Source organism: Zymobacter sp. IVIA_12111.31 C1, from assembly GCF_047495495.1.
Lineage (GTDB): Bacteria > Pseudomonadota > Gammaproteobacteria > Pseudomonadales > Halomonadaceae > Zymobacter.
The window spans coordinates 1,252,745-1,278,727 of the sequence record NZ_CP179930.1 but is presented as its reverse complement, the minus strand read 5'-3'; the positions used below and the strand labels follow the sequence as shown (position 1 = coordinate 1,278,727).

Here is a 25,983-nt window from a genome sequence, read left to right as displayed (position 1 = left end):
GTGACATTGTTGTGTGACATTGAAGGCGAACTTGTCGAGAGTGATTTTCGTCATGGTGACGCCTCGAAAAGCCCTGTTCTCAAAAGCGACTCGCAGTACAGCATTGCTGAAACCATTTAATTGATTGGTAAGGCTGCGGGGCTGGATTTGATCGTAGTTAGGCAACGTCCCGAAAAAGATCATCCTGCAATGAAAAAGCCCGGCATTAGGCCGGGCTTTTTCATTGCGTACGGTTCGGCGCTTTAGCGCTGTCGCCATTCGATGGCAGTACGCCAACCACACATACCGGCAAAGTACAGTGAGGTCGCCAGCCACAGCCATTTCATTACACTGGGGTAGAAGTCGATGCCGCATACCAGTACGGTGGCACACACACACCACAGCAGCGTGACGACGATGTTCAGCGACATCAGCGTCTGAACGCGGAACGGGTGCAGGAACTTGACCTTGGTCACGGTCAACACGGCCAGTACCATAATGATAGCGAACGAGCACCAAGGCGGCAGCTGCAGCACGAACAGGTACATGGCCAGAATATTCCAAGCGGCAGGGAAGCCGACGAAATAGTTGTCCTGGCTTTTCATGTGTACGTTGCAGAAACAGAACATTGATGACAGCAAAATGATGATGGTCGCCAACAACCCCCAGCCGGCCGGCAATGGAATAAAGGTGAAGATGAACACGGCAGGAATGAAAGCCCAGGTCAAATAGTCGATGACCATGTCCAGAATGGCGCCATCGAAATGCGGCAGCACTTCCTTGACCCGGTAGCGACGCGCCAGAGTACCGTCGATGCCATCGACCATCATGGCCGCACCCAGCCACAGCAGGCACTGGACCGCCTGTCCCTGAAACAGGGCCAGGGCCGCCATCAACCCCAGCACGACACCGCTGGCAGTAATGGCATGCACTCCCCACGCCTTCCAGACATCGCTGGTATTTGACGTGGTAGAAGAAAACATCTCGTTCACACTTAACTCCTAGTTGTGATGAATCGACCGTCTCTGGGTCACGGCGCGAAAGCCTACCTTATCCGCATCCCCTTGGCGATGATAGTTCACTCGTCCTCGGTTCGACCTCGCTTATTTATCAATGAGTCACCGAAGAATGGGCCAACGCTTTCATTGTAGTGTGCGCAGATAGGACTTACCGCCCACAAGGCTCATCTGTGTAGCGATCCAGTGCATGCGCTGCTGGACACGCGCATCGGGATGAACCGGACTCCACACGCGGGGCGCCGGCAGAATAGCGGCCAGTCGTATGGCCTGTTCGGTGGTCAAAGCCTGTGCGGAAGTATGAAAATAGTGGCGCGCGGCGGCTTCTGCGCCGTACACACCGTCATCCCACTCAGCGCTGTTCAGATACACTTCGAGAATGCGGCGCTTCGGCCAGCTCAGCTCCATCATGGCCGTCAGCGGTACTTCCGCCCCTTTGCGGGCCCAGTCAGAGTGAGTCCACAGCAACAGGTTTTTGGCGGTCTGCTGGCTGATGGTGCTGGCACCGCGCAGAGAACGCCCTTCCCGCCATGCCTGCCAGGCATCCGACATCTGCTGGGTATCAAACCCATGGTGCCATGGGAACCGCTGGTCTTCGGAGGCAATGACAGCCAGCTTGAGCGAATCACTGATGCGCTCGTAGGGAACCCACTGATGCTGCCAACCACTGCGCGACAGCAAGGCCTGCTCTAGCATCACTGCAGTGAACGGTACGGGCACCCAGCGAAACAGCAGTATCAATGCGCCGCACAGCGCCAGCCAACCGACGATCAGCTGAATGGCCCAACGCACGCCGCTGCGCAGCAGCATGCCTATCCGAGTCGCCATTAAAAAGTGCCGTCCTCTTTAAACAAGGCATCGGCATGATGATGCAGGTGCTCTTCGATAAAGGAGGCCACGAAGAAATAGCTGTGATCATAGCCCGCCTGATAGCGCAGTGTCAGTGGGTAGTTGGCACTCAGGCACGCATCACGGAAATCTTCAGCACACAGCTGCTCATCCAGATACTGATCGGCATCGCCCTGATCGATGAGAATGGGGATAGCATCAGCGGGAGACAGCTCTTCCTGCACCAATACACAGGGGTCATAATCCAGCCAGAGCGTAGGATCATTGCCCAAATAGGCGCCGAATGCAGCCTGCCCCCAAGGGGCGGATGACGGGTGTGCCATAGGAGCAAATGCAGAAATAGCACAGTAGCGATCGCGCAGCCGTAGGCCACAGACCAGCGCTCCCAAACCTCCCATGGAGTGGCCCATAATCGAACATCGCTCGGCAACAGGGAAATTTTGGCGTATCAGTTCTGGCAACTCTTCCGTCACGTAATCGAACATCCGATAGTGAGCCTGCCACGGTGCCTGAGTCGCATTGAGGTAGAAACCAGCGCCAGCACCGAGGTACAGCGGATCATCGTCGCTTTCGATACCCGTATTGCGGGGGCTGGTATCCGGGCAGACAAGAATAACGCCTCGCTCGGCCGCCACGCGATGTGCGCCCGCCTTCTGCATAAAGTTCTCATCCGTGCAGGTAAGCCCCGACAGCCACCAGACCACTGGGCACGGGGTATCGGCCGCCTGCGGCGGCAAAAAGATACCGAACGTCATATCACAGCCCAACGCCTTAGAGGCGTGGCGATAGCGCCGGTAACTTCCACCCGCACTGGCATGCGCTTCGATGCACTCCAGCGCGTCGGTGGTCGGCGTTACATCCTGAATGGGAAGAGGCACTGCATTGCGTTCGGTCATGAAAAGACTCCTGCAAAACATGCGCGGTGGCATCCTAGCCACCGCATGACAGCATGCGCCTATAAGAGCGCACGCTCAACATAGCGATCGTTCCCTTACGCCATGAGATGGGCAGAGAGCAAAGCGCGCTAGAAGTGTATGACCGTACGGATACCGTTGCCTTGATGCAATAGGTCAAATGCCGTGTTGATCTGTTCAAGCGGCAAGTTATGGCTGACGAAATCATCAATGTTGATCTGTCCGTTCATGTAGCGCTCAACATAGCTCGGCAGTTCGGTGCGTCCCTTGACACCACCAAACGCACTGCCACGCCACACTCGTCCCGTCACCAGTTGGAAAGGCCGCGTCGAGATTTCCTGCCCGGCTCCCGCAACGCCAATGATGATGGATTCGCCCCACCCCTTATGGCAACATTCCAGCGCCTGCCGCATGACCTCGACGTTTCCAATACATTCGAAGGAGTAATCCACCCCACCGTCGGTCATGTCAATCAGCACCTCCTGAATCGGCAGACTGTGCTCTTGCGGATTGATACAGTCGGTAGCGCCCAGCTGGCGCGCCAGTTCGAAACGCGAGGGATTGATGTCAACGGCAATGATACGCCCGGCTTTCGCCATCACGGCCCCTTGAATGACCGACAACCCGATAGCCCCTAGCCCGAACACAGCCACTGTCGCTCCGGGTTCGACCTTTGCCGTGTTATGAACGGCGCCGATCCCCGTCGTGATGCCACACCCCAACAGGCAAACCTTGTCCAGAGGCGCAGCCTTGCTGATCCTAGCCAGCGCTATTTCCGGCAGCACGGTATATTCGGAAAACGTGGATGTGCCCATATAGTGATAGATCGGCTTGCCGTTCAGGGAAAAGCGTGAAGAGCCATCCGGCATCACCCCGATCCCTTGCGTAGCCCTGACTGCGCTGCACAGGTTGGTCTTGCCCGACAGACAGAACTTGCACTGGCGACATTCCGCGGTATACAGAGGAATGACATGATCGCCAACGACCACAGACGTCACGCCTTTGCCTACCGCCTCGACGATACCACCGCCCTCATGTCCTAGAATGGCAGGGAAACGTCCCTCCGGGTCCATGCCCGACAGCGTATAGGCATCCGTGTGGCAGACACCCGTCGCCACCATACGTACCAAGACCTCGCCTTCCTTGGGACCTTGGACATCAATTTCTTCAATGGAAAGCGGCTTGTTCGCTTCCCAGGCCACTGCAGCTCGCGCTTTCATAACATCATCCTTGATCACAATTTAGGTAGAGAGTGGTCGATAAATTCAACAACAGAACAGGATCCTTATCTATCAGTAACATTACCTGTCGCCGATACTACATAGATAAGCAAGCCATTTCATATCATTATCACCATTATTTTATTTATTCGCCAACATACTGATTAATGTGCTTTTTAAGCGTGGAGGCTTAATTTTGCATATCCAATATAATTTCTATTTATTTTTTCGAATATTTCATCATAAGGTATTTAAAGAACCAATATATACCCATGACATATTGTTTATGCTTTATCATGTAACTCGCACACACCTTGGCTTCTCGGTGCGTCTTAGGCTGCTGCCTAGGGACATCCTTAAAAGGAGTGAACTGCTCGTAATGTAGATATTGATCAACATTAGAGCCTTCTCCATCAACCCCTTCGACCCAAGGTTTCTTGCCCCCCATGAAATGTATCAATACCGGCTGGGCAACGGGGTTTTCTTGCTTGTATTCCTTCACGATAACATGTGAATTGGTATCTGCTGGATAATTATAGGCCGGTGGCAAAATTTCGATGCGCCCATCCAACACCACATTCAATGCATCCTGATCATAGCTTCTAAATTCGTGGGATTTTTCCGATAGCAACTGATACAAGCTGCTCGTTATATCATTTTCATTCCATGCTCGGGCATCAACGAGCAAGACTCCCGAGTTAAAGTATCGATCACATGAGTAGGATGAGTGGTCAAACGCATGTCCCGATTTATCAGGATCCTGTACTGCCGCTGCAATATTACCGTGCAGATCTAGGCCAAATAATGGTGAAATGTCGCCGACACAAAGTACATCCGCATCCAGATAGAGGAAGCGAGGTGCAAACGGTGCCAGTACAGGAGCCATAACGAGACGTTGATAGATGGCAGAAGACCAACCCTCCGTTGCCCATCCTGAGAACTGCTCAGCATCGACGGGATGCAGCACAACACTGATACCAAGCTGATCGGATAGCTGCTGTAAAGAGGCCAGCATATTATCAAAGGAATCGCTGAAAACGTGCGCTACGACGGAAGCGTCCGTATTTTTCACCACAGAAGCAATTGATGTGCACAGGGCCCTGATGAATCGCTCATCTACACCATACGCTACGTGAATGGCCTTGGATGAAAAAGCGTTATCTCTTATGCCTAGAATGCGATAAGCGCCCTTTTCAACACTCACATCACTCATAATATCCTCACGTTTAATAATAAACCCACGTTGCCGTCCACAGTAAAAAACAAGAGCAACTAAATTAATTAGTCATAGCTTAAGTCACATTGACCCAATCAAGACCATACTCATTACACTTTGATATATAAAGAGTATTAACCGCCTAATGATCTTTTTCAACCATAAAAAAACCCGTAGCGCTGCTTCTACGCTACGGGTACTTAATCACACGTTACCGTTTACTTCCGCTTGCGGTTCGGAATATGGATCGCGTGTCCATCCACTGCCAGAGCAGCTTCATGTACGGCTTCCGACAGGGTCGGGTGAGCGAAGCAGGTCAGTGCCAAATCCTCGGCACTGGAGCCGAATTCCATCGCAATCACGCCCTGTGCGATCATTTCGCCGGCCTGCTGACCGAGGATATGCACGCCCAGAATGCGGTCGGTTTCCTTGTCGGTGATGATTTTCACCAGGCCTTCGGTAGCATTATTGGCCATGGCGCGGCCGCTTGCGGCAAACGGGAAGCTGCCTGTTTCATAGGCAATCCCCGCCTCGCGCACTTCCTGCTCCGTCTTACCTACCCATGCGATCTCAGGCGCGGTGTAGATGATGTTGGGAATGGTGTCGTAGTTCATCTGAGCCTTATGGCCCGCGATGATATCCGCCACCATCACCCCTTCCTCAGACGCCTTATGGGCCAGCATCGGGCCACGCACCACGTCACCGATGGCATAAACGCCCGTTACGCTAGTACGGCACTGATCGTCGACTTCGATGAAGCCGCGATCGCTGACCTTAACGCCAGCATCGGCGCTCAGCAGCTGCTCGGTATAGGGGCGACGACCAACACAGACGATCAGTTTGTCAAAGGTCTGCTGCTGTTCACCGTTAGCGTCCGTATAGGTGACGGTCACTTCATTGCCAGTGACTGTACTGCCGGTAACGCGTGCGCCCAGCTTAATGTTCAAGCCTTGCTTGCTCAGGATACGGTAGGCATCTTTCGCCAGCGTTTCGTCAGCGGATGCCAAAAACGAATCCATCGCTTCGAGCACCGTAACGTCACTGCCGAGACGTGACCAGACGGACCCCAATTCAAGACCGATGACACCGGCACCAATGACGCCCAGACGTTTCGGGGCTGCCGTGAAATCAAGCGCACCGGAAGAATCCACAATAGTGTCGCCGTTCACCGGTGCCGGCGGAATGTCGACCGGTACAGAGCCAGAGGCGATGATGATGTCGCGCGTTTCGTAGACAGCCGTCGACCCATCGCGATGGGCCACTTCAACCTTGCCGCTGCCCAGCACTTTGGCCGTGCCTTCCAGTGCGGTAACACCATTGGCTTTGAACAGGCCGCTGATACCGCCGGTCAACGTCTTCACGATGCCGTTCTTGCGGGCAATCATCTTCTCGACGTCGGCTTTCACGCCGCTGATTTCAATACCAAAGGTATCAAAGTCATCACGTGCTTCTGCGAACTTGTGGGACGCTTCCAGCAGTGCTTTGGAAGGAATACAGCCTACGTTGAGGCAAGTGCCACCGTGTACGGTGCGTCCTTCAGCGTTGACCCACTTCTCGACACAGGCCGTTTTCAGGCCCAACTGCGCGGCACGAATGGCGGCTACATAGCCTCCGGGGCCTGCCCCGATCACGATAACGTCAAACTTTTCGGCCATGATCTGATTCCGATGGAGATGGATGAATAAAGGTAATGATGGCAGACATCGCGCAACAGCGGTGCCTGCCAGAAGGTTTTCGAAGCACAGCCATAGGCTGCGACTTCTGTTTCCGAACGCTACGGTGCTCGTTCGAGTGCGCTATGCGCCAACCGTCAGGTGGCGATCAGCATTCCCCCGCATCTTTCCCTCTATGGTAAAAGACACGGGCATCAATTACACGCTCAGCAGGATGCGAGCAGGATCTTCCAGCAGCGCTTTTACCGTCACCAAGAACTGTACGGCATCCTTGCCATCGATCATGCGATGATCATACGACAAGGCCAGATACATCATCGGGCGAATGACCACTTCACCGTTGACGGCTACCGGACGGTCCTCGATCTTGTGCATACCAAGGATGGCCGTCTGCGGCGGGTTCAGAATCGGCGTCGACAGCAGCGAACCGAATACCCCACCGTTGGTAATGGTGAACGTACCACCCGTCATTTCGTCCAGCGTTAGGCGGTTTTCACGACCACGCTTACCGAAATCGGCGATCTGCCGCTCAATATCGGCCAGCTGCATCGTATCGGTATCGCGCAGCACGGGAACCACGAGGCCTCGCTCGGTGGATACAGCAACGCCGATATCTTGATAACCATGATAAACGATGTCATCACCGTCGATAGAAGCATTGACATCAGGGAAGCGTTTAAGTGCCTCGGTGCATGCCTTGACGAAGAAGCTCATGAAGCCCAACTTCACGTCGTGCGCTTTCTGGAACTGCTCTTGGTATTGCGCGCGCAGCTGACGGATAGCGCTCATATCCACTTCGTTGTACGTGGTCAGCATAGCGGCCGTCTGCTGCGCCCGCACCAAGCGGTCGGCGATCGTCTGGCGCAGGCGGCTCATTGGCACGCGCATGTCCTGACGCGGCAGAAATTCGTCTTCTTCAGCGTTAGGCAGATCAGCCCGCGTTACCGACGCAGCCCCTTTCAGCTTGCGCTGCACGTCTTCCTTCAGGATACGCCCACCGCGGCCGCTGCCCGACAGCGTCGAGATATCGACACCGTGCTCAGCCACCAGCTTGCGAGCAGCCGGCGCGAGACGCCATTCGCCATCGGTCGGATGCGCCGCCGTATCCGTATCGGCGACCATCGGGGAAGCGGACGGCATGACACTGCCCAACTGCAGCGTACCCAGCGGCTGTTCACTGGTCACCTGCTGGCCCTCAGCGACATTAACGGCCGTCAGCGTACCCGCATCGGTGGCACAGACTTCGAGCACCACTTTGTCAGTTTCGATCTCCACCAGCAGTTCGTCGCGCTCAACGTGATCGCCCACCTGATGATGCCAAAACAGCAACGTGCCCTCCGCTACCGACTCAGGATACTGTGGGGCATGAATGATGACCGTCTTTCCTTCGGGCTGAACGGCCGCGGAATCGACCACCGCTTGCGACTGCGCGGCAGCGGCCCCTTGCTGCAGATGACCCAGCAGCTGTTCGCTGGTGCAGCGTTCGCCTTCAGCCACCAGAATATCCGTGAGGGTTCCAGCGTCGGCAGCGACGACTTCCATGACCACTTTATCCGTTTCGATCTCAACCAACAGCTGGTCACGCTCGACACGATTGCCCGGGGCACAATGCCAGCCCACTACCGTACCTTCAGCAATGGATTCGGGGAAACTGGGCGCTTTGATCTCGATAGTCATATCCGTTCAATTCCTTGCCTGCATTCCGCCCTGATCCATCCAGCTACTCCGGTTCAGGGCGGGAACCGGCGGACATATCTAAACGTCGTGTATTAGGTCTATATCACGCATAGCGCGTATAAAAAGAGACCGCATCAGCGCTTGAAGCGCGATACGGTCGCTTTGATCATGCCTTGAAGGCAGCCTCTACCAGCGCACACTGCTCTTCGGCGTGCTGATGAGCGCTACCCGTGGCAGGGGCCGCTGCTGACGGACGACCAACATAGCGCACGCTCGCACGGTCACCCGACAGCACCACTACCTCGTCAAGGGCATCGCGCACGCCCTGCCAGTAACCTTGGTTGCGCGGTTCTTCCTGGCACCACACCAGTGTCTTCAGAGCAGGATAGCGTGCCAACTCAGCGGCCACTTCTTCGACCGGGAAGGGATACACCTGCTCAACACGCACCAGTGCCGTATCCTCATGCGCCTGCGCGTCGTGCTCGGCCAGTAGATCATAATGAACCTTGCCCGCTGACAGCACGACACGCGTTACCCGCGATGCATCGGCCTGATCGTCCGGCAGGACGGTCTGGAAATGGCCGTCCGCTAGCGCTTCCAGCGAAGAAACCGCCAAACGATGACGCAGCAGGCTCTTCGGCTGCATGACCACCAGCGGCTTGGCTACGCCGAGGGTCAGTTGGCGGCGCAGTAGATGGAACATCTGCGCAGGCGTCGTCGGCGTACACACGAACATATTCTCTTCCGCACACAGCTGCAGGAAGCGTTCGGGACGCGCCGAAGAATGCTCCGGCCCTTGGCCCTCATAGCCGTGAGGCAGCAGCAGCACTAGACCACAGCGCTGCCCCCATTTTGCATCGCCTGCCGCGATGAACTGGTCGATCACGACCTGCGCCCCGTTGGCGAAATCGCCAAACTGGGCTTCCCACAGCACAAGAGATTGCGGTGCTGCGGTTGAATAACCGTATTCAAAAGCGAGCACGGCCTCTTCTGAGAGCAACGAATCATGTATGACACAAGGTGCCTGCAGTGCAGAAAGGTGCTGCAACGGCACCCATGCCTTATCCATCTGTTGGTCGTGCAACACGGCGTGGCGATGCGAGAACGTGCCTCGCCCGCTGTCCTGCCCGATAAGGCGCACGGGGTGACCAGCGGCCAGCACAGAAGCATATGCCAGCAGTTCTGCAGCCCCCCAGTTCAACGGTATCTCGCCCGTCAGCATGCGCTGGCGGTCTTCGTAGACGCGCTCGACCTGTCGCTGAAGGGATAGATCGGCCGGTACGGCAAAGGCACGTTCGCCCAGAGCAACCAGCGACTCGGGCGTTAATGCAGGCAGTGCCGATACATCAAAAGCGCTCGCCTGCGGCGCTGAGGCCGACGCGGATGATTCCAGCCACTCGCGATAATCGTCGGCCAGTTGTTTCACCTGCTCAGCACTGATCCGCCCCTGCGCCACTAGGCGCTCGGCATAGCGCTGTTGTGCTGTGGACTGCTGGCGAATCTTGGCATACATCAGTGGCTGCGTACCGGACGGCTCATCAGCTTCATTATGACCACGGCGACGGTAGCCAATCAGGTCGATCAACACATCCTGACCTGAATGCTGCCGCCATTCGAACGCCAGACGCGCGGCACGCAGCACCGCTTCAGGTTCATCGGCATTCACATGCAGCACAGGAATCTGCAACATGTGCGCGATATCGGTGCAATAACGCGTCGAGCGGGCATCATCTGCCCGTGACGTCGTGAAACCGATCTGGTTGTTGATGACGATATGGACGGTGCCGCCGATGCCAAAGGCTCGTGTGCGCGACATCTGTAGGCATTCCATGACCACACCCTGTCCTGCGAATGCAGCATCGCCGTGCATTGCGATAGGCAGTACCTGTACACCGTCCTGATCTTGACGCGCACGCACGGCCCCCTGCAACACAGGGGTAACGATTTCAAGGTGGGAGGGGTTGGGCACCAGCTCGCATGATAGCGTCCCATTGGGGAACTGGCGCGTGCTGCGATAACCCAGATGGTACTTGACGTCGCCACTGGTGCCGGTATGCGGCGCACGCCCTTCAAATTCGTCAATGACGGCCGCAGGCGGCTTACCCAGCGCATTCACCAACACGTTGAGGCGACCACGGTGCGCCATTCCGATCATGACGTGCGACAGCTTGCCGGCGGCCTCATGCATCAGCGCATCCACCAACGGAATTAAGGTATCGCACCCTTCAAGTCCGAAACGTTTGGCCCCCGGGTAACGGCCAGCCAGATAGCGCTCGAAACCATCGGCGGCCGTCAGACGCTCCAGCAATGCCTGCTGCTCTGCACGTGATGCAGCACGCTGTGGCGCTTCGATACACGATAGCCACCACGCTCGCGCGTCAGGGTCATCAAGCGGTATTTCGACAGCCAGCGCTCCCGCATAGGTCTCAGCCAGCCAGCCTTGCAGTGCCGTCAGCGTCATACGCGCTGGCAGATGGTGCGGCAGCTCCAGCGCTCGTGTATCCAGCTCACGCGCCAGGTCAGCCGCCGTCAATCCATGCGTAGCAGGGTCCAGTTCGGCCACCGTTTCCGGCGTCTGAAGCGCCAACGGATCAAGATGGGCCTGCCGGTGGCCATGACGACGCCAAGCGTCTATCCACGAACGCACATGGCTGGTCACTTGCTGCTCACGCGTTACCGCGGGCGAAGGCGCTGCGATGCGCTGGCGAAGGCTAGCCTGCCCGCGAAAGCGTTCACGAACGGAGGAAAGAGGAACATGGGCTTTCGAGTCTTCGACGAGGGTATCGAAGTAATGGCGCCACTGTTCAGGAATGCTGTCGGGAGCATCAAGATAGCGCTCGAACAGCTGCTCAACATAGTGCGCATTGGCGCCATTCATATGCGAACTGCGCCAGAGAGCCGCCATTCGGCTATTTTTTTGTGTCTGTTTCATGCGCGTGCGGACCTGCCTGCGAATCGGTGTTGTCATTCTGCCGGCCTTCTTCCGCTCCCTCGATATTCAAGAGGACCGGAGATAAGAGGCTTAATATAGCAAGATTGCCGCGGTAGCTTAAGAGGACTTTTCGCCCACTCGCTGCCTTTTAGTGCAAGCGGTGTTCTTTTAGCCTCAAGCAGGGGATGACAATCCTCTCTTACTGAGGTAACACTGAAAGAACCGTAGAGCAACATCTGACAGTCACGGATCACACTGTCTTCTACGCTTTGGCTTGATACCCAGCGTTGCAGGTCTACGGCAAACCGCCGCCTCCTCACGCCAAGACCTTCCTAATCCCACAATAACTACAACGATGTAAGGAATGAGTGCATGTCATCCAACAAGAAACAGGCCGTTCTACATATTGATGGGCAAGCGATTGAGCTCCCCATTCTGTCAGGCACCCTGGGCCCCGATGTACTTGATGTGCGTCAGCTGTCTGCCCAAGGACTACTGACCTACGACCCAGGCTTTATGTCGACGGCGTCCTGCGCCTCGGCCATCACTTATATCGACGGCACCCAAGGCATTCTGCTCCATCGTGGCTACCCGATTAATGAACTGGCCCAGCGCTCCAGTTTTCTAGAGCTGTCCTACCTACTCTTTCACGGCGAACTGCCCACCCCATCGCAGTACGCCGAGTTCATGTCGAAAGTGCAGGCGGAAATGCTGGTCCACGAGCAGCTGGTACGCTTTTTTACCGGCTTTCGCCGCGATGCACACCCGATGGCAGTCATGTGCGGTGTGATCGGCGGCCTGTCAGCGTTCTATCACGACATGCTGGATTTTGCAGAATCGCGCGATCGCGAAGAGGCTGCCGTGCAACTGCTGGCCAAAATGCCAACGCTGGCGGCCATGTGCTACAAGTACAGCATTGGCCAGCCCTTTATGTACCCGCGCTACGAGCTGGGCTACACCGAGAACTTCCTGCACATGATGTTTGCAACGCCATGTGCCCCCCATGTCCCCAACCCCGTTGTGGTCCGCGCACTTGATCGCATCCTGATGCTGCATGCCGACCATGAACAGAACGCTTCGACCAGCACGGTACGTCTAGCGGGTTCCACAGGAGCCAGCCCGTTTGCCTGCGTCAGCGCAGGGATCGCCGCACTGTGGGGTTCCGCACACGGCGGTGCCAATGAAGCCGTTCTGAACATGCTGGACGATATCGGCGAAAACAGCGAAGAGAACATCCAGCGCTATATCGAACGCGCCAAAGACAAGAACGACCCGTTCCGTCTGATGGGCTTCGGGCATCGCGTTTACCGCAACTTCGACCCGCGCGCTAAAGTGATGAAGGAAAGCTGCGATGAAGTGCTGGACGCACTGGGCATGGCCAACGATCCCAAGCTACAGATTGCCCGCCGGCTGGAAGAGGTTGCTCTGCAAGACCCGTACTTCATCGAGCGCAAGCTATACCCGAACGTCGATTTCTACTCGGGCCTCATCCTGCGTGCGATCGGCATTCCAACCAACATGTTCACGGTCATGTTCGCGCTTGCGCGCACGGCGGGCTGGATCTCGCACTGGAATGAAATGGCAGGTCACCCTCACCGCATCGGCCGCCCACGCCAATTGTATGTAGGCCCAACCGAACGGCACTATCCCGCGCATACACCTAATGATCAGTAGCGCAGGCAGCGAATGCTTCTCCGGCCCTTGGCATATGCCAAGGGCTTTTTTTATCAGCTGTATAACAGCGCGCGGCACACCCTTACGGAGCAAGAGCACTCGCCGTTTTCCTGCGCCACCTTCCTCATCCAAGCCTTTTTGAACCACTGGCCGGGCACTCTCGTAACGCTGAGTAATAGTAAAAAGCAATCGGTGGAAGATGGAGAGCAACGCCATGAAAGTGGTGCTTATCTGAGTTTTCCACTTCATCCCCAGCTAAAACGGCCGATGTAGTCAGATGGGGTGGTTTTCCACACTTTCTGTGGATAAGCCTGTGAAAAACGTCTTCCAACCCGCGTATAGCGACCGTGGCGCAAGGGATTTCGTCAGATTGATCATTTTTTGATCAATCATAAGTCATTGTTTTGAAAGAGTTATTGCAAATACAGAGGGATAGCGGCCCAACGTGAGCCATAAGCGGCCAAAGCTGTAGCGTTCAGCTAGCACTTAGTGGACAAGTAGAGGAAAACGAGGGAATGTCAAGCAGGATATGGCTGTAATGCACGCCATGACAGCAAATTGCATGCTGTAGAGAGGAAACACCCGAAGCTGCACAATGATGTGCAGCTTCGGGTTAGTAATTGGTGGAGCCTATCGGGTTCGAACCGATGACCTCAACGCTGCCAGCGTCGCGCTCTACCAACTGAGCTAAGGCCCCAGGCGAAACGCTATGGGTATGGCTACCGACAACGTATCGAGTCAGTCACACTGGTGAAGTATGCTGACATGCCAGTTTTCGTGCGGCATCACGTTAAAGGACGGGGCGCATAGTACATTATGCGCCCCTACCGGTCAAGGCATCAGTCGATAAGAGGCAATTGCTGCTCGGTTTTCTCCAGCGCCTTGAGTTTCTTCTTGCCGAAGCCACCCAGTACGTCGACGGCATGACGCAGACGTGCACGGGTCATATCGGAGCCCAGAATGGCCATGGCGTCGATGACAGACGTAGAGGTCAGGCTGCCCGTGATCGCCATGAAGACTGGCGCAAGCAGCTGCTTGGGTTTCAACTCGTAGTGCGCGGAAAGCACCTTCACCTGCTCAAACAGGCTGTCCTTGTCCCAGTGACGCACTTTCTCGAAACGCCACACCATCAGCTGCAACAACTCCTTCTGCTGTTCGACCGGCAGATTGATCAGTTCGAAGTCGTCCTGCGCTACATCGGGTAGCCCAGCGAAGAAGTGCCCTGCCAACGGGATAACGTCCGTCAGTTTCTGGATCCGCGGGCGGATTTCAGGCAGCAACTGATCAATATACTCGCGGTTGAACGCCCATTCCTGCATAGCGCGGATGAACTGATCATCCGTCAGCTCTTCACGCAGATACAGGCCATTGAGCCAGTTCAGCTTCTCAAGATCGAAGATCGGACCGCCCAGCGAGATGCGCGTAACGTCAAAGTTCGCTTTCATTTCATCGAGCGAGAACTTTTCACGCTCGTCAGGCATTGACCACCCCATGCGGCCCAAGTAGTTCAGCACGGCCTGCGGCAGATAGCCCATGCGGCGATAGTAATTGATCGACGTAGGGTTCTTGCGCTTGGAGAGCTTGGATTTGTCTGGGTTGCGCAGCAGCGGCAGGTGGCACAGCGCCGGCATTTCCCAACCGAAGTACTCATACAGCAGCTGGTGCTTCGGTGCCGAGTTGATCCACTCTTCACCGCGCAGCACGTGGGTGATTTCCATCAGATGGTCATCTACCACATTGGCCAGATGGTAGGTCGGCATTCCATCGGATTTCATCAGGATCTGCGCATCAACTTGCGCCCAGTCCAGCTCGATTTCGCCGCGCAGCATGTCCTTGACGATGCAGGTACCTTCGCGCGGTACCTTCATGCGCACGACATACGGTGCATTCGCGGCTTCGCGGCGCGCGACTTCATCAGCGGGCAGTTGCAGGTCTTCTGCCTTAAGCGCCATGAAGTTGCCGGCTTCTTTGCGTTCTGCGCGCAGTGCGTCCAGCTCTTCCGGCGTACGGTAGCACTTGAACGCGTGACCAGAGGCCAGCAGTTGATCGACATACTGAGTATAGATGTCGCCGCGCTCGCTCTGGCGATAGGGGCCGTGGGGGCCACCGACATCCGGGCCTTCCTTCCACTCAATGCCCAACCAGCGCAGCGAGTCGAAGATCATCTGCTCAGACTCACGGGTCGACCGCTCGCGGTCGGTATCCTCGATACGCAGGATGAATTCGCCACCGTGCTGGTGAGCGAAACACAGGTTGAACAGCGCAACGTAGGCAGTGCCTACATGAGGATCACCGGTAGGTGACGGCGCAATACGCGTGCGAACAGTCATGATTACCCCTTGAGATACGGGAACAGGATCGAACGATGGCAGGATATCCCAGCAAAGATGACTTCTTTGCACGGGTATCCTTGTGTACATTAAACGCTATCATACGCGAACTTGATGCAGGCATCAGCATGACCTGCCAGATTGGCGAGCGCATTCACCCCTTCGTGCTTTTTATGCCATGTCGATTCGGCTAGCGCACGATGCACCTATTCTTATGAAGTGAAATGCACGTTGCTCGCAGTGCCCGTCTTCTCACTGATTGGTTTCCGTTGGAGTTTTCATGTCATCACACCCCCTGCCCACACCCGCTCAGTGGCTGCGCGCCAATGCCAGTCGCGGCGGTCGCTGGAATCGGGTCATCATGCTGGCAGCGACCGGGTCTACTCTGCTGCTACTGCTGCAAGCATGGGCCATTGCCAGCGTGGTGTATCGGCTTGCCATTGAGCATGCACCTCTGTCCTCGCTGACCCTGCCCTTAATCATACTGCCGGTAGCCTTTCTGGGACGCGGCGCACTGGCCTGGCTACGTACCGAAGCGGGCGTACGCTGTGGCCTGGCAATTCGCCAGTCGATACGAGAAGACGTGTTGCGCCGCATCGGTGAACGAGGCCCACTTTGGAGCCAGCGCCAGCACAGCGCCGCACTGGGCAATCAGGTGTGGGATCAGGTCGATGCGCTACAGAACTACTACGCCGATTACCGTCCGCAGATGCTGCTCTGCGGTATGATTCCGCTGATCATTCTCTGCGCCGTACTGCCAGTCAGTTGGGCCGCCGCGCTGATTCTGCTGATCACAGGCCCCTTGATTCCACTCAACATGGCAATGATCGGCTGGGGAGCCAAGAACCTCCAAGACCAGCAGCTGACCGAAACCCATCGCATGAGCCGCCACTTCCTCGATACACTGAAGGGGATGCCGACGCTGCGTCTGCTTGGGCGCTCCCATCAGCAAGCTAATGAGATCTATGCGGTCTCCGAAGGGGTCCGTCAGCGCAACATGAAGGTGTTGCGTCTGGCTTTCCTCTCCTCTAGCGCATTGGAGTTCTTCGCATCTGTTTCGATTGCCCTGTTGGCCACCTATATCGGCTTCACCTATCTGGGTCAGTTTGATTTCGGCACTTGGGGCAAGGGGCTTAGCCTGTTCGGCGGCCTGTTCATGCTGATTTTATCGCCAGAGTTCTATCAGCCGCTGCGCGATCTTGGCGTTCACTACCATGCCAAGGCCGAAGCGGAAGCGGCAGCCGAAGTACTGATGCCACTGCTGACCGAAGCGTCACAACCCGCCGAGGCTAGCACTACAGCGGCGAAGCACTGGGCAGTGCCGGATACGCTGGGCATAACACTTGATCACGTTAGCTGTCGCTATCCAGGCCAGGCATCGCCGGCCCTGAACGATGTCAGCTTTTCCGTGGCGGCGGGGGAAACCATTGCCGTTATCGGGCCCAGCGGCGCGGGCAAGAGCACCCTACTGACCACTCTGCTGGGCTTCATGCAGCCGGAACAGGGCACCATCACCCTTCACTCGGGCGAACGCCTTGACCATCTGCTGACGTCCGAGTGGCAGCACGCACTAAGCTGGGTCGGACAGCACAATGCGCTGATTTCGGGCACGCTGGCCGACAACCTCACGATTGCATTACCGGACGACCAGCCGATTGACGAGGATCGGCTATGGGAAGCGCTCGACAAAACCGACCTGCGCTGCTGGGCCAACCAGCTGCCGCAGGGACTGCACACGCGCATCGGTGACGGTGGCCAGCCGGTCTCCGGCGGTCAGGCACGCCGCATCGGCTTGGCACGCGCCTTTCTGCGCGATGCACCGCTTGTGCTGCTGGATGAACCAACAGCCAGTCTCGACCAGCAGAGCGAGCGCATCGTCAACCGCGCCATTGCTGCACTTAGCAAGAACCGCACGGTCATCATGCTGACTCATCGTCTGTCACTGCTCAATCAGGCTGATCGCATCCTGCTGCTGGAACAGGGTCGTGTGCGTGCCTTCGATACGCTGAGCGCTCTGAGTCAGCCCCACGGCCCACTGGCCAACGTCATCGACACCGCACGCGCCGATCTGGATACCCAAGGAGAGCCGTCATGACATCTTCCCACGGCGCTCCACTGCGTCTGCGTGAACTGTGGCCCTATCTGGCCCAGATGAAGCCTTACTGGCTACTGCTCAGCACCGGCTTTCTGCTCAACCTGATAGCCCTAGTGTCCAGCGTCAGCCTTATGGCGCTCTCCGGCTGGTTCATCAGTGGCGCAGCGGTGGCAGGACTGCTTGAAGCTACCCGCATCGCCTTCAACTACGCCATTCCATCGGCGGGCGTGCGCTTCTTTGCCATCACGCGTACCGCCAGCCGCTATGGAGAGCGCGTCACAACGCATGAAGGCACGCTCAAGCTGCTGTCGGTACTACGCCGCTCAACCTATCTGCGCATTGAGCCGCTCTCCCCTGCCGCGCTTCAACGTTTGGGCAGTGGCGAGCTGATGACACGACTGACGGCCGATATCGACACGCTCGACAACCTCTATCTGCGCGTACTGATTCCTTCAACGGTCGCCATGGTCGCCATCGGTCTGTGCGGTGCCGTCATTGGCTGGTTCGCACTGCCTATCGGACTGTTTGCTGCACTGGCGCTGCTGTTCAGCGGACTGATCGGCCCCTTCATTGCATGGCGCCGCGGCCACCATCTGTCCGATGACTGGCAGCAACGCAACGGGCAGTTACGCCGCCGCCTGCTCGAACAACTACAGGCACTGCCGGAGCTGCTACTGTATGGGCGTTGGCAGTCCAATTCACGCGCTCTGCTTGACGGCCAGCGTCAACGCGACGATATCGAACTGACACTGGCGCGCCAGTGGGGGCAGTCGCAGTGGCTATCGCAGCTGTTGCTGGGGCTGACGGTAACCGGCGTGCTATGGCTGGCGGGCATCTGGGTCACACAGCACGATCTAGACCCCACCTTGGTGGCATTGATGGCCCTTACCGTACTGGGAGCGTTCGAAGCCATCGCCATGCTGCCTCAGGCGTGGCAACATCTGGGGCGCATCCAGCGCGCAGCGCGCCGTATCAACGACCTGACATCAGCGGTACCGGATATTTGCTTCCCTCATGCAGATACTGCCACCCCGCACAGCCACGACATCACCATTGACCAACTCAGCGTCGCCTTTGACAACCACCCTGTGCTGCAGCACGTATCGCTCCAGCTTCCTGCGGGTACGCATACCGCCTTGCTAGGCCCGTCGGGCGGCGGCAAGACAACCCTGCTGAATGCGCTGGTACGCTTCATCGAACCGGACGCTGGCCAGATTATCGTGGGCGATGTGCCGATCAAGGCATTGAGCGAGACAACACTGCGCCGTCTGTTCAGTGTTGCGCCTCAGGATGTGCAGCTGTTTAGTGCGTCGCTGCGTGACAACCTGCTGCTAGCAGCCCCCAATGCCAGTGACGAGCAGTTGGAAGACGTATTGCGCGCTCTGCAGCTGGGCAACTGGCTGGACAGCCTGCCCGCAGGACTAGACAGCTGGCCGGATGAAGGTGGTAGTTCTCTGTCTGGCGGGCAGCTGCGCCGCTTCGGACTGGCGCGTGCGCTGCTGGTCGATGCCCCCATCGTACTGCTGGACGAGCCGACCGAAGGGCTTGAGATAGCCCTTCAGCAACGGGTCATGAACGAGGTGATCGCACGCTGCCAGGGACGCACGCTAGTGGTTATTACCCACCATCTGCAGTCGCTGACGCTCTTCGATCGCGTCGCCATTTTTGAACAGGGACGCATCATCGAACAGGGCGCGCCACGCGAACTGCAGGACTGCCCGGACAGCCGCCTTGCAGGCATGCTGCGCCATCTGACCCTATAGTAGGCACCACGCCAGCAAGGTCCATCAAAAAAGCCCCGCGCACAGCATTAACTGTACGCGGGGATTTTCACTGTCGGCATGACACGCTTTCAGCGCCATGAGGCCTTTGCCTGTGACGAATTCAGCCACTTTCCATCAAAATCATGCAGCCAAACTGCGTGTCGACCTGAGTAATCACGCCTTTTGCCTTAAACTGCTGGCCTTCCTTCAATGTAGGGGTACTGGGGTGACGAAACACCACCACCATGTTCTCTAGATCATCGCCGGAAAGCAGTCGGAACCGTTCGTCTTTAATAAATTCACTGTTATCGCGGTTCACGACACCACTAGCAGTCAGAACAGTCCCCGTGATCTCTACTTGGCAGAGGAAATCGCCCCTAAAGAACAGACCGTGCAAACAAGAGCATCGCTCGTTGATGCGCTGAAGGATAAGGCTTCTTTTTCACAGCCTTCGCGTAGGGCTGCGGTATACTAAGGCCAAGGAAGGACATTCAAAGGCCGCACTGTCGCAATGTGCTGCCAGACGCTTTTCAGGGAGAATTCACATGTCGTCATCCGCCACCCCGACGGCCGCACTGACGGTCGAGTGGGACCCCGAACTGATTCACCGCTATGACAACGCAGGCCCGCGCTATACCTCGTATCCAACAGCGCTGGAATTCCATGAAGGGTTTGAGGACGATGATCTGGAAGAGGCGATTGAGGAAGGTCGCGGACGCCCTCTCTCACTGTACGTGCACATCCCCTTCTGCCACACGCTGTGCTGGTACTGCGGCTGCAATAAGGTGGTGACACGCCAGCTTGATATCGTTGACGATTACCTCGACACCCTGGAGCAGGAAGTCATCACACGTGGCGCGCAATTTGCTGGCCGCGAGGTTGTCCAGCTGCATTTCGGTGGCGGTACCCCTAGCTTTCTCAGCCTTGACCAGCGCCGTCGCGTACTGGCCTTTTTGCACAAGGCATTCCAGTTCGCACCCGATGCCGAAATTTCAATCGAAGTCGATCCGCGCCGAATCGAGCCCACGCTCATCGACGAGCTACACGAAGAAGGCTTCAACCGCCTGAGCATCGGTGTACAGGATTTCAACAGCGAGGTTCAGAAGGCCATTCATCGCGAACAAGACGATGAACTGATCTTCGGTCTGCGTGAACGCGCCCGCGCGCTCGGATTCCGCTCCTTCAGCATCGACCTGATCTATGGCCTGCCGCTGCAGACCGCCGAGCGCTTCGCCTATACGCTGGAACGCACGCTGGCACTGGCCCCCGATCGCATCAGCCTGTTCAGCTATGCCCATCTGCCTGATCACTTTCCATCACAGCGACTAATTCACACCGAGGACATGCCCAAGGCTGAAGAAAAGCTCGAACTGCTGCAGATGGCGATCGCGCGTCTGACGGAAGGCGGCTTCGACTTCATTGGCATGGACCATTTCGCACGCCCCGATGATGAACTGGCGGCAGCGCAACGCAACGGGCACCTACATCGCAACTTCCAAGGCTATACGCCGCGCGGCGATACCGACGTGCTAGGACTGGGCGTCTCAGCCATCAGTTCGTTCCATACCGCCTACGCGCAGAACGTCAAGGACGTCGCCTCCTATCAGGATACCGTCAATACGCTGGGCCATGCTCTATGGCGAGGCGTTATGCTCACACCTGATGACATCATGCGCCGCGATATAATCAACACCTTGATGTGCCAGTTCCGGCTCGACATTCCCGCCATTGAACAGCGCTATGGCATCGACTTCTGCCGTGACATGGCTGACGACATGGCACTGATGGCCCCCCTCGCCGCCGACGGACTGGTCGACGTCAGCCGCGATGCGATCACCATCACCCCGCGAGGCCGTTTGCTCGTACGCACCGTAGCAGCCTGCTTCGATGTCTACCTGCGCCGCGACAAGCATCAGCACTATTCAAAAGTCATCTGAACCCAGAAGCCTTGCGAATAAGACAAAGGCCTCAGCCCCCGCGCTGGGGCCTTTTGCTATTCAGTGTGTAGGCATCATCACATGTCATGTATCGAACACCGGCTCTCTCACCAAACACTCCTATGCCACCTATCGCTATTTCCCCACGATTTATTCACGCGAAATATTGATGAAGAGCGCCACATCAACACCGTAACCCACGGGTTCACACTATCAAATGAACGCAAAGAGACTCATATCCAACGCCGGTATGCGCAAAAGGAAGGAACGTTATTCACGTCATGTATACAGGCGCGTCATAGGTAGGTAGCCGTGCGGGCACGATGTAGAGAAACAGCGGACAGCCAACATGCGCCTCGGGCGTAATGACTCGTTCGGTACAGCTCGATCAGAACGACAACGTGGGGAGACAACAAGCAGACCAGAAGAAATATTCGAACGGCGAAAACAAGAAGCCCGCAAGGGAAGAAGATAGAGAGCGGGATAAAAAGCATAGGCCGCGCGATTTATTCTGGCGGCTATTGGTATTACAGGCAGCAGTTGTAATGATAGCGGCCGCACTAAAAAGGTAACAGCGCGCAGAAAAGACGCTACCGTGACAGCACATACAGAGATGCACAGTCACTACCCAATGGGCGTTGAGAGGATGTGTCAGCGACAGATGCTACGCTCAACGCCACATGTCACACTTCAGACGCATTCGCCGTCAGTGGCCTGCGTCAATATTACTGCGTCGGGATCAGCCTTCGATGCGTGGCGGATCGATTTCCAGACGCTGTGCTGCAATGACGGCCTGTGTGCGGGAATGAACGCCCAGCTTGCGCAGGATCGCAGTAACGTGCGCCTTGACGGTGGCTTCAGACACATTCAGGTCATAGGCGATCTGTTTGTTAAGCAGGCCCGAGGTCAGCATGCCCAGTACGCGGAACTGCTGCGGCGTCAGGGAAGCGATGGCTTCGGCAAAGCGAGAGTCTTCTTCATCGCCATCGCCCAGCACGTCTTCCATGCCTTCGGGCAACCAGACTTCACCGTCCATGATCTCGGCAATCGCTTCGGCGATGGTGTTCAATGAAGCGGATTTGGGAATGAAGCCGGAAGCGCCGTAGTCGATGGCACGGCGTACCACACGTGCCTCTTCACTGCCCGAGACGACAGCCACCGGTACTTCAGGAGCCTGGGCACGCAGCTGGATCAGCCCCGAGAAACCGTGGGCACCCGGCATATGAAGATCCAGCAGTACCAGATCGGCATCGCCATGCTCGGCGACACGCGCCAGCGTAGCCTCCATGGTGTCCGCTTCTACGATCTGTACACCTTCATTGCCTGCCTGAAGCGCCTGTTTGAGCGCTGCACGGAACAATGGATGATCATCTGCTACGATGAATTTCTGCGCTACGGTCATGAAATCCTCTCCGTATCGTCTCTGCAGCACAGCCCACTGGCTGCGGAGCCGCGTTCAGCCCGATACCCGCAAGCTACAGGCACGGTGCCTTCGATGCTTGACCGGTACCATCATGCTATACAGTGCGACGCCAGCCGTCGGCAACTTGCAGATGACGATACCCCAGATGCAGCGCAACGCCGACGGACGAATTGCCGCTGAACCGCTATCGTAAACGACTATGCCTTCGGTTCACAGCCCAATAAACGCAATTGCTGCCCACAACGGCGGCAACGGTAAGCATATCCTCGCTCAATGCGACGATGCCGACGCACGGTCAGCCAGTGCCCTTCGGTACAGTGGCAACCATAATGCCAAGGCGTGGGCGTGCTGGTCGTCGTGTCAAAACGATGCGTGACGTGTGGCTGCCGCCCGTACAGATGCACCATCAACCAGCGCCATACCGGTCCATGCGGCTTCCCTTTCGATACAACACCGAGCACATCGACCCAGTGCGCCATTTCGTGTGGCACGACTTCTTCGATAAAAGCACGCGGCTGTGCTGCCAACATGATGCGATTGAAGCGCAGCGCGCGATGGCCAAAGTGCGCCTGCCCTGCACTGCACCCTTTCAAATCGAAGCGGATGTCGGGTGCGGGTAACGATGGCCAATAGCGGCGCGCATGCGCTAGACAGCGCTGTGCCTGCAGTTCAACGACAGCTCTACAGGCGCTATCATCGCCCGAGGCCAGCCTCTCCTGCCATTCATCTGGTAGCTCGCACGCCAGCGCATTGATGCGCTCAGGTAAACGGCTTTTCATTCGACACACAAACTCCCATAAGGCCCTGCCCAAGTGCGATTACCCTGTTAGAATAACGCCAATATCGCTCTATTTTCGACGGCACATACCTTAATGTGCCTTCTTTAACGATGTGCGGCCCTGTCCGCCGCCGTCCCTTGATCTGTGTGGGAGTGCCCGAATGTCCGGCAATGAAGAGCAGGCGCCACAGGTGCCACTGCTTGATGACGACGCTATGGATGAGCTGTTTGAGTTTCTCGACAGCGACCGCGTTGATCCTGAAGCACTGACGCTGTTCGGGACTCATGGGTTCCTGATGGCTTTGGCAATCTCGCCTGCTGCAACGCCAGCACAGCTGTGGGTCGCCGAAATCTTCAACGGTGAACCAAATTTCGAAGATGCCACGCAGCATGACCGCATTCTGGCCCACCTCGAAACTCTGCATGCCAATGCCGCCAACGTACTGGAAAGCGGCCAGATTCCCGAACTGCCCTTTGACCTAGAGATCGACGTCGACGAAAGCCCGATCGACACCCCGGTTGGCGAATGGTGTGCTGGCTTCATGACCGGCGTCTTCATGCAAGATGATGCATGGTTCAGCGAACAGGAAGAACAGGCCGCGCAACTGCTGCTGCCATTCATGGCCTTGTCTGAACTGTTCGAAGAAGAAGATCCCGATCTGGCGGCCATGGCTAGCTCCCACGAACAGGCCAATCACCTTGCACGTCAGCTGCCCGACCTGACCCTCGACCTGTACTTGCTGTATCGCGTACCGCCAGAGAAACCGAAAGCGCATGGACCGAAGAAAGGGGCTGCGCAACAGAAAAAAGGCGGTCAGAAAAAGAATCGCCGCCGCTGACACTCGCTCGCCCTCAAAGGCCGCACACAACGCGGCCTTTGCATTCCACCCCGCGTGATACGCCGCTGCCCCGGCTCCTTGATGGCCGCACAGCATCCCCTAGATATACCTACCCGCCTCTGCTCTCTGCTCTCTGCTCTCTGCTCTCTGCTCTCTGCTCTCTGCTCTCTGCTCTCTGCTCTCTGCTCTCTGCTCTCTGCTCTCTGCTCTCTGCTCTCTGCCACCCGTCACCCGTCACCCGTCACCCGTCACCCGTCACCCGTCACCACTGTCATTTTGATACCGCCCAATCATAATGACACCTATTTTTTCATATCATTATGAGAATCAAAATATTCAACATGCTGATATAAAAGTAAAAATAGAACTGGCATGCGGTTTGCTCTATTGAAATGAATTTCACACCAAAAAGGTATAGTATCCATGCTGACTCAGGCACAGAAAGCCATCATTCAAGCCACAGTTCCGCTGCTGGAAAGCGGTGGGGAAACACTGGCGCGCCATTTCTATGCGCTGATGTTTGAGACTCACCCAGAGGTCCGCGCACTCTTCAATCAGACGCACCAGGCCACCGGTGATCAGGCTCGCGCACTGGCCAACAGCGTTCTGATGTACGCTCGCCATATCGACGATCTGTCGCCGTTGACGCCGCTGGTCAGCCGGATCGTCAACAAGCACGTTGCGCTACAGATTCTGCCCGAACACTACCCCATTGTCGGTAACTGCCTGCTGCAATCCATCCGAGAAGTACTCGGTGCCGATGTAGCAACCGATGAGGTACTGCAGGCATGGGGAGTCGCCTATCAGCAGCTGGCCGATCTGTTGATAGGTAAGGAAGAACAACTTTACGAACAGAATGCGGCGCAGCCTGGTGGGTGGCGTGGCAGCCGTCGCTTCCGCATCGACAGCATTAAGCAAGAAAGCCAAGATGTACGCTCGCTGACGCTGGTGCCTGCCGATGGCGGTCCCATACTCCACTATCAGGCGGGCCAGTACATCGGCGTGCGCCTAATGATCGAGGGAGAAGAGGTACGCCGCAATTACTCGATATCCAATCGCGCGAACGGCCGGAGCCTACGAATCACACTTAAGCATGTACCTAATGGACGCGCTTCAGGCTATCTGCATGAACGCCAGATCGGTGATGAGCTGGACATCTTCCCTCCGGCAGGTGATTTCATTCTGGGGGAAGACAAGGTCCCCGTGGTATTGCTGACAGCGGGTATCGGGATCACTCCCGCCATTCCGCTGTTGGAAGAAGCGCTGGAGCAGCAGCGGCAGGTACATTTCCTCCATGCCACTCACAACAGCCAGACGCTGACGTTTGGTACATTCCTCGCTCAGCAGGCCGGGCTTCAGGACAGGATGACCCTGAAACTGTGCTTCAGTCAGCCGCTGGCCCATGATGGCCCCGATGCTGTCGGCCATATCGACAGCCATTGCCTGCGCTCATGGCTACCTGCTGGTGACACCTTCCACATCTACGTACTCGGCCCGACAAGCTTTATGGTCAACATGAAAGCGCTGCTGCTGGAGCATGGCGTGACTGATGATCGCATTCACTATGAGTGCTTCGGCCCCCACAAGACGCTTTGAAGCGCCAGCCCCTGTTTCCAAACCAAGCCACAGTAGCCGCTTTGGGATATCAGAGGCGAAAACAACCGCCAC

18 protein-coding genes and 1 tRNA gene are annotated in these 25,983 nt (G+C 56.7%); 6 read left to right on the top strand and 13 right to left on the bottom strand.

The window, feature by feature from the left end; genetic code table 11:
* Positions 1 to 242: 242 nt before the first annotated feature.
* The 8 genes from pcsA to ACMHYW_RS05650 form a co-directional block, all read right to left on the bottom strand.
* The gene (gene pcsA / locus ACMHYW_RS05685) at positions 243 to 962 is read right to left on the bottom strand and encodes a phosphatidylcholine synthase (RefSeq protein ID WP_414501477.1); all 720 of its coding nucleotides are present in this window, start codon (positions 960 to 962) and stop codon (positions 243 to 245) included.
* A 159-nt stretch (positions 963 to 1,121) separates the two neighbouring features.
* Positions 1,122 to 1,823 (bottom strand): monofunctional biosynthetic peptidoglycan transglycosylase, encoded by a 702-nt coding sequence (gene mtgA, locus ACMHYW_RS05680; RefSeq protein WP_414501260.1) that lies wholly within the window; start codon positions 1,821 to 1,823, stop codon positions 1,122 to 1,124.
* Positions 1,823 to 2,740 carry an S-formylglutathione hydrolase gene (gene fghA, locus ACMHYW_RS05675; protein ID WP_414501259.1) on the bottom strand — a complete coding sequence of 306 codons (918 nt, stop codon included), beginning with the start codon at positions 2,738 to 2,740 and terminating at the stop codon, positions 1,823 to 1,825. Before fghA ends, mtgA begins: the two co-directional genes overlap by 1 nt.
* 128 nt (positions 2,741 to 2,868) lie before the next feature.
* On the bottom strand, positions 2,869 to 3,978 hold the full coding sequence (locus ACMHYW_RS05670) for an S-(hydroxymethyl)glutathione dehydrogenase/class III alcohol dehydrogenase (protein ID WP_414501258.1): 1,110 nt from the start codon (positions 3,976 to 3,978) through the stop codon (positions 2,869 to 2,871).
* A 220-nt stretch (positions 3,979 to 4,198) separates the two neighbouring features.
* Positions 4,199 to 5,191: a glycosyltransferase family 8 protein gene (locus ACMHYW_RS05665; protein WP_414501257.1), complete on the bottom strand. Its 993-nt coding sequence runs from the start codon at positions 5,189 to 5,191 to the stop codon at positions 4,199 to 4,201.
* A gap of 221 nt (positions 5,192 to 5,412) precedes the next feature.
* Positions 5,413 to 6,849, bottom strand: a complete 1,437-nt coding sequence (lpdA, locus tag ACMHYW_RS05660) for a dihydrolipoyl dehydrogenase (RefSeq protein WP_414501256.1) — start codon at positions 6,847 to 6,849, stop codon at positions 5,413 to 5,415.
* A 216-nt stretch (positions 6,850 to 7,065) separates the two neighbouring features.
* Positions 7,066 to 8,544, bottom strand: coding sequence for a 2-oxoglutarate dehydrogenase complex dihydrolipoyllysine-residue succinyltransferase (odhB, locus tag ACMHYW_RS05655; protein WP_414501254.1), 1,479 nt, complete (start codon positions 8,542 to 8,544; stop codon positions 7,066 to 7,068).
* Between the two features lie 166 nt (positions 8,545 to 8,710).
* A complete protein-coding gene (locus ACMHYW_RS05650) occupies positions 8,711 to 11,476 on the bottom strand; it encodes a 2-oxoglutarate dehydrogenase E1 component (protein ID WP_414501253.1) in 2,766 nt (921 codons plus the stop codon).
* 372 nt (positions 11,477 to 11,848) lie between these two features.
* Between ACMHYW_RS05650 and gltA the strand changes: the two genes are divergently transcribed.
* On the top strand, positions 11,849 to 13,150 hold the full coding sequence (gltA, locus tag ACMHYW_RS05645) for a citrate synthase (RefSeq protein WP_414501252.1): 1,302 nt from the start codon (positions 11,849 to 11,851) through the stop codon (positions 13,148 to 13,150).
* A gap of 621 nt (positions 13,151 to 13,771) precedes the next feature.
* Here gltA and ACMHYW_RS05640 read toward each other — a convergent pair.
* Both ACMHYW_RS05640 and gltX read right to left on the bottom strand, forming a co-directional pair.
* Positions 13,772 to 13,847: transfer RNA gene (locus tag ACMHYW_RS05640), tRNA-Ala, on the bottom strand.
* A gap of 142 nt (positions 13,848 to 13,989) precedes the next feature.
* A complete protein-coding gene (gene gltX, locus ACMHYW_RS05635; RefSeq protein WP_414501251.1) occupies positions 13,990 to 15,480 on the bottom strand; it encodes a glutamate--tRNA ligase in 1,491 nt (496 codons plus the stop codon).
* A 280-nt stretch (positions 15,481 to 15,760) separates the two neighbouring features.
* On the opposite strand from gltX, the gene cydD reads away from it, so the two are divergent.
* The gene (gene cydD / locus ACMHYW_RS05630) at positions 15,761 to 17,575 is read left to right on the top strand and encodes a thiol reductant ABC exporter subunit CydD (RefSeq protein ID WP_414501250.1); all 1,815 of its coding nucleotides are present in this window, start codon (positions 15,761 to 15,763) and stop codon (positions 17,573 to 17,575) included.
* Positions 17,572 to 19,338, top strand: coding sequence for a thiol reductant ABC exporter subunit CydC (cydC, locus tag ACMHYW_RS05625; protein ID WP_414501249.1), 1,767 nt, complete (start codon positions 17,572 to 17,574; stop codon positions 19,336 to 19,338). Before cydD ends, cydC begins: the two co-directional genes overlap by 4 nt.
* A gap of 121 nt (positions 19,339 to 19,459) precedes the next feature.
* Here cydC and ACMHYW_RS05620 read toward each other — a convergent pair whose 3' ends face one another.
* Complete coding sequence (locus ACMHYW_RS05620) at positions 19,460 to 19,735, bottom strand: hypothetical protein (RefSeq protein WP_414501248.1); 276 nt, start codon at positions 19,733 to 19,735, stop codon at positions 19,460 to 19,462.
* A 148-nt stretch (positions 19,736 to 19,883) separates the two neighbouring features.
* Here ACMHYW_RS05620 and hemN point away from each other — a divergent pair, with 148 nt between their 5' ends.
* On the top strand, positions 19,884 to 21,275 hold the full coding sequence (gene hemN / locus ACMHYW_RS05615; protein WP_414501247.1) for an oxygen-independent coproporphyrinogen III oxidase: 1,392 nt from the start codon (positions 19,884 to 19,886) through the stop codon (positions 21,273 to 21,275).
* Positions 21,276 to 22,014: 739 nt separating this feature from the next.
* Here hemN and ACMHYW_RS05610 read toward each other — a convergent pair.
* Positions 22,015 to 22,677, bottom strand: a complete 663-nt coding sequence (locus ACMHYW_RS05610; RefSeq protein ID WP_414501246.1) for a response regulator — start codon at positions 22,675 to 22,677, stop codon at positions 22,015 to 22,017.
* A 218-nt stretch (positions 22,678 to 22,895) separates the two neighbouring features.
* Positions 22,896 to 23,477 (bottom strand): SprT-like domain-containing protein, encoded by a 582-nt coding sequence (locus ACMHYW_RS05605; RefSeq protein ID WP_414501245.1) that lies wholly within the window; start codon positions 23,475 to 23,477, stop codon positions 22,896 to 22,898.
* A gap of 160 nt (positions 23,478 to 23,637) precedes the next feature.
* On the opposite strand from ACMHYW_RS05605, the gene ACMHYW_RS05600 reads away from it, so the two are divergent.
* Both ACMHYW_RS05600 and hmpA read left to right on the top strand, forming a co-directional pair.
* Positions 23,638 to 24,315, top strand: a complete 678-nt coding sequence (locus ACMHYW_RS05600; protein WP_414501244.1) for a YecA family protein — start codon at positions 23,638 to 23,640, stop codon at positions 24,313 to 24,315.
* A 423-nt stretch (positions 24,316 to 24,738) separates the two neighbouring features.
* On the top strand, positions 24,739 to 25,911 hold the full coding sequence (gene hmpA, locus ACMHYW_RS05595) for an NO-inducible flavohemoprotein (RefSeq protein ID WP_414501243.1): 1,173 nt from the start codon (positions 24,739 to 24,741) through the stop codon (positions 25,909 to 25,911).
* Positions 25,912 to 25,983 lie beyond the last annotated feature (72 nt).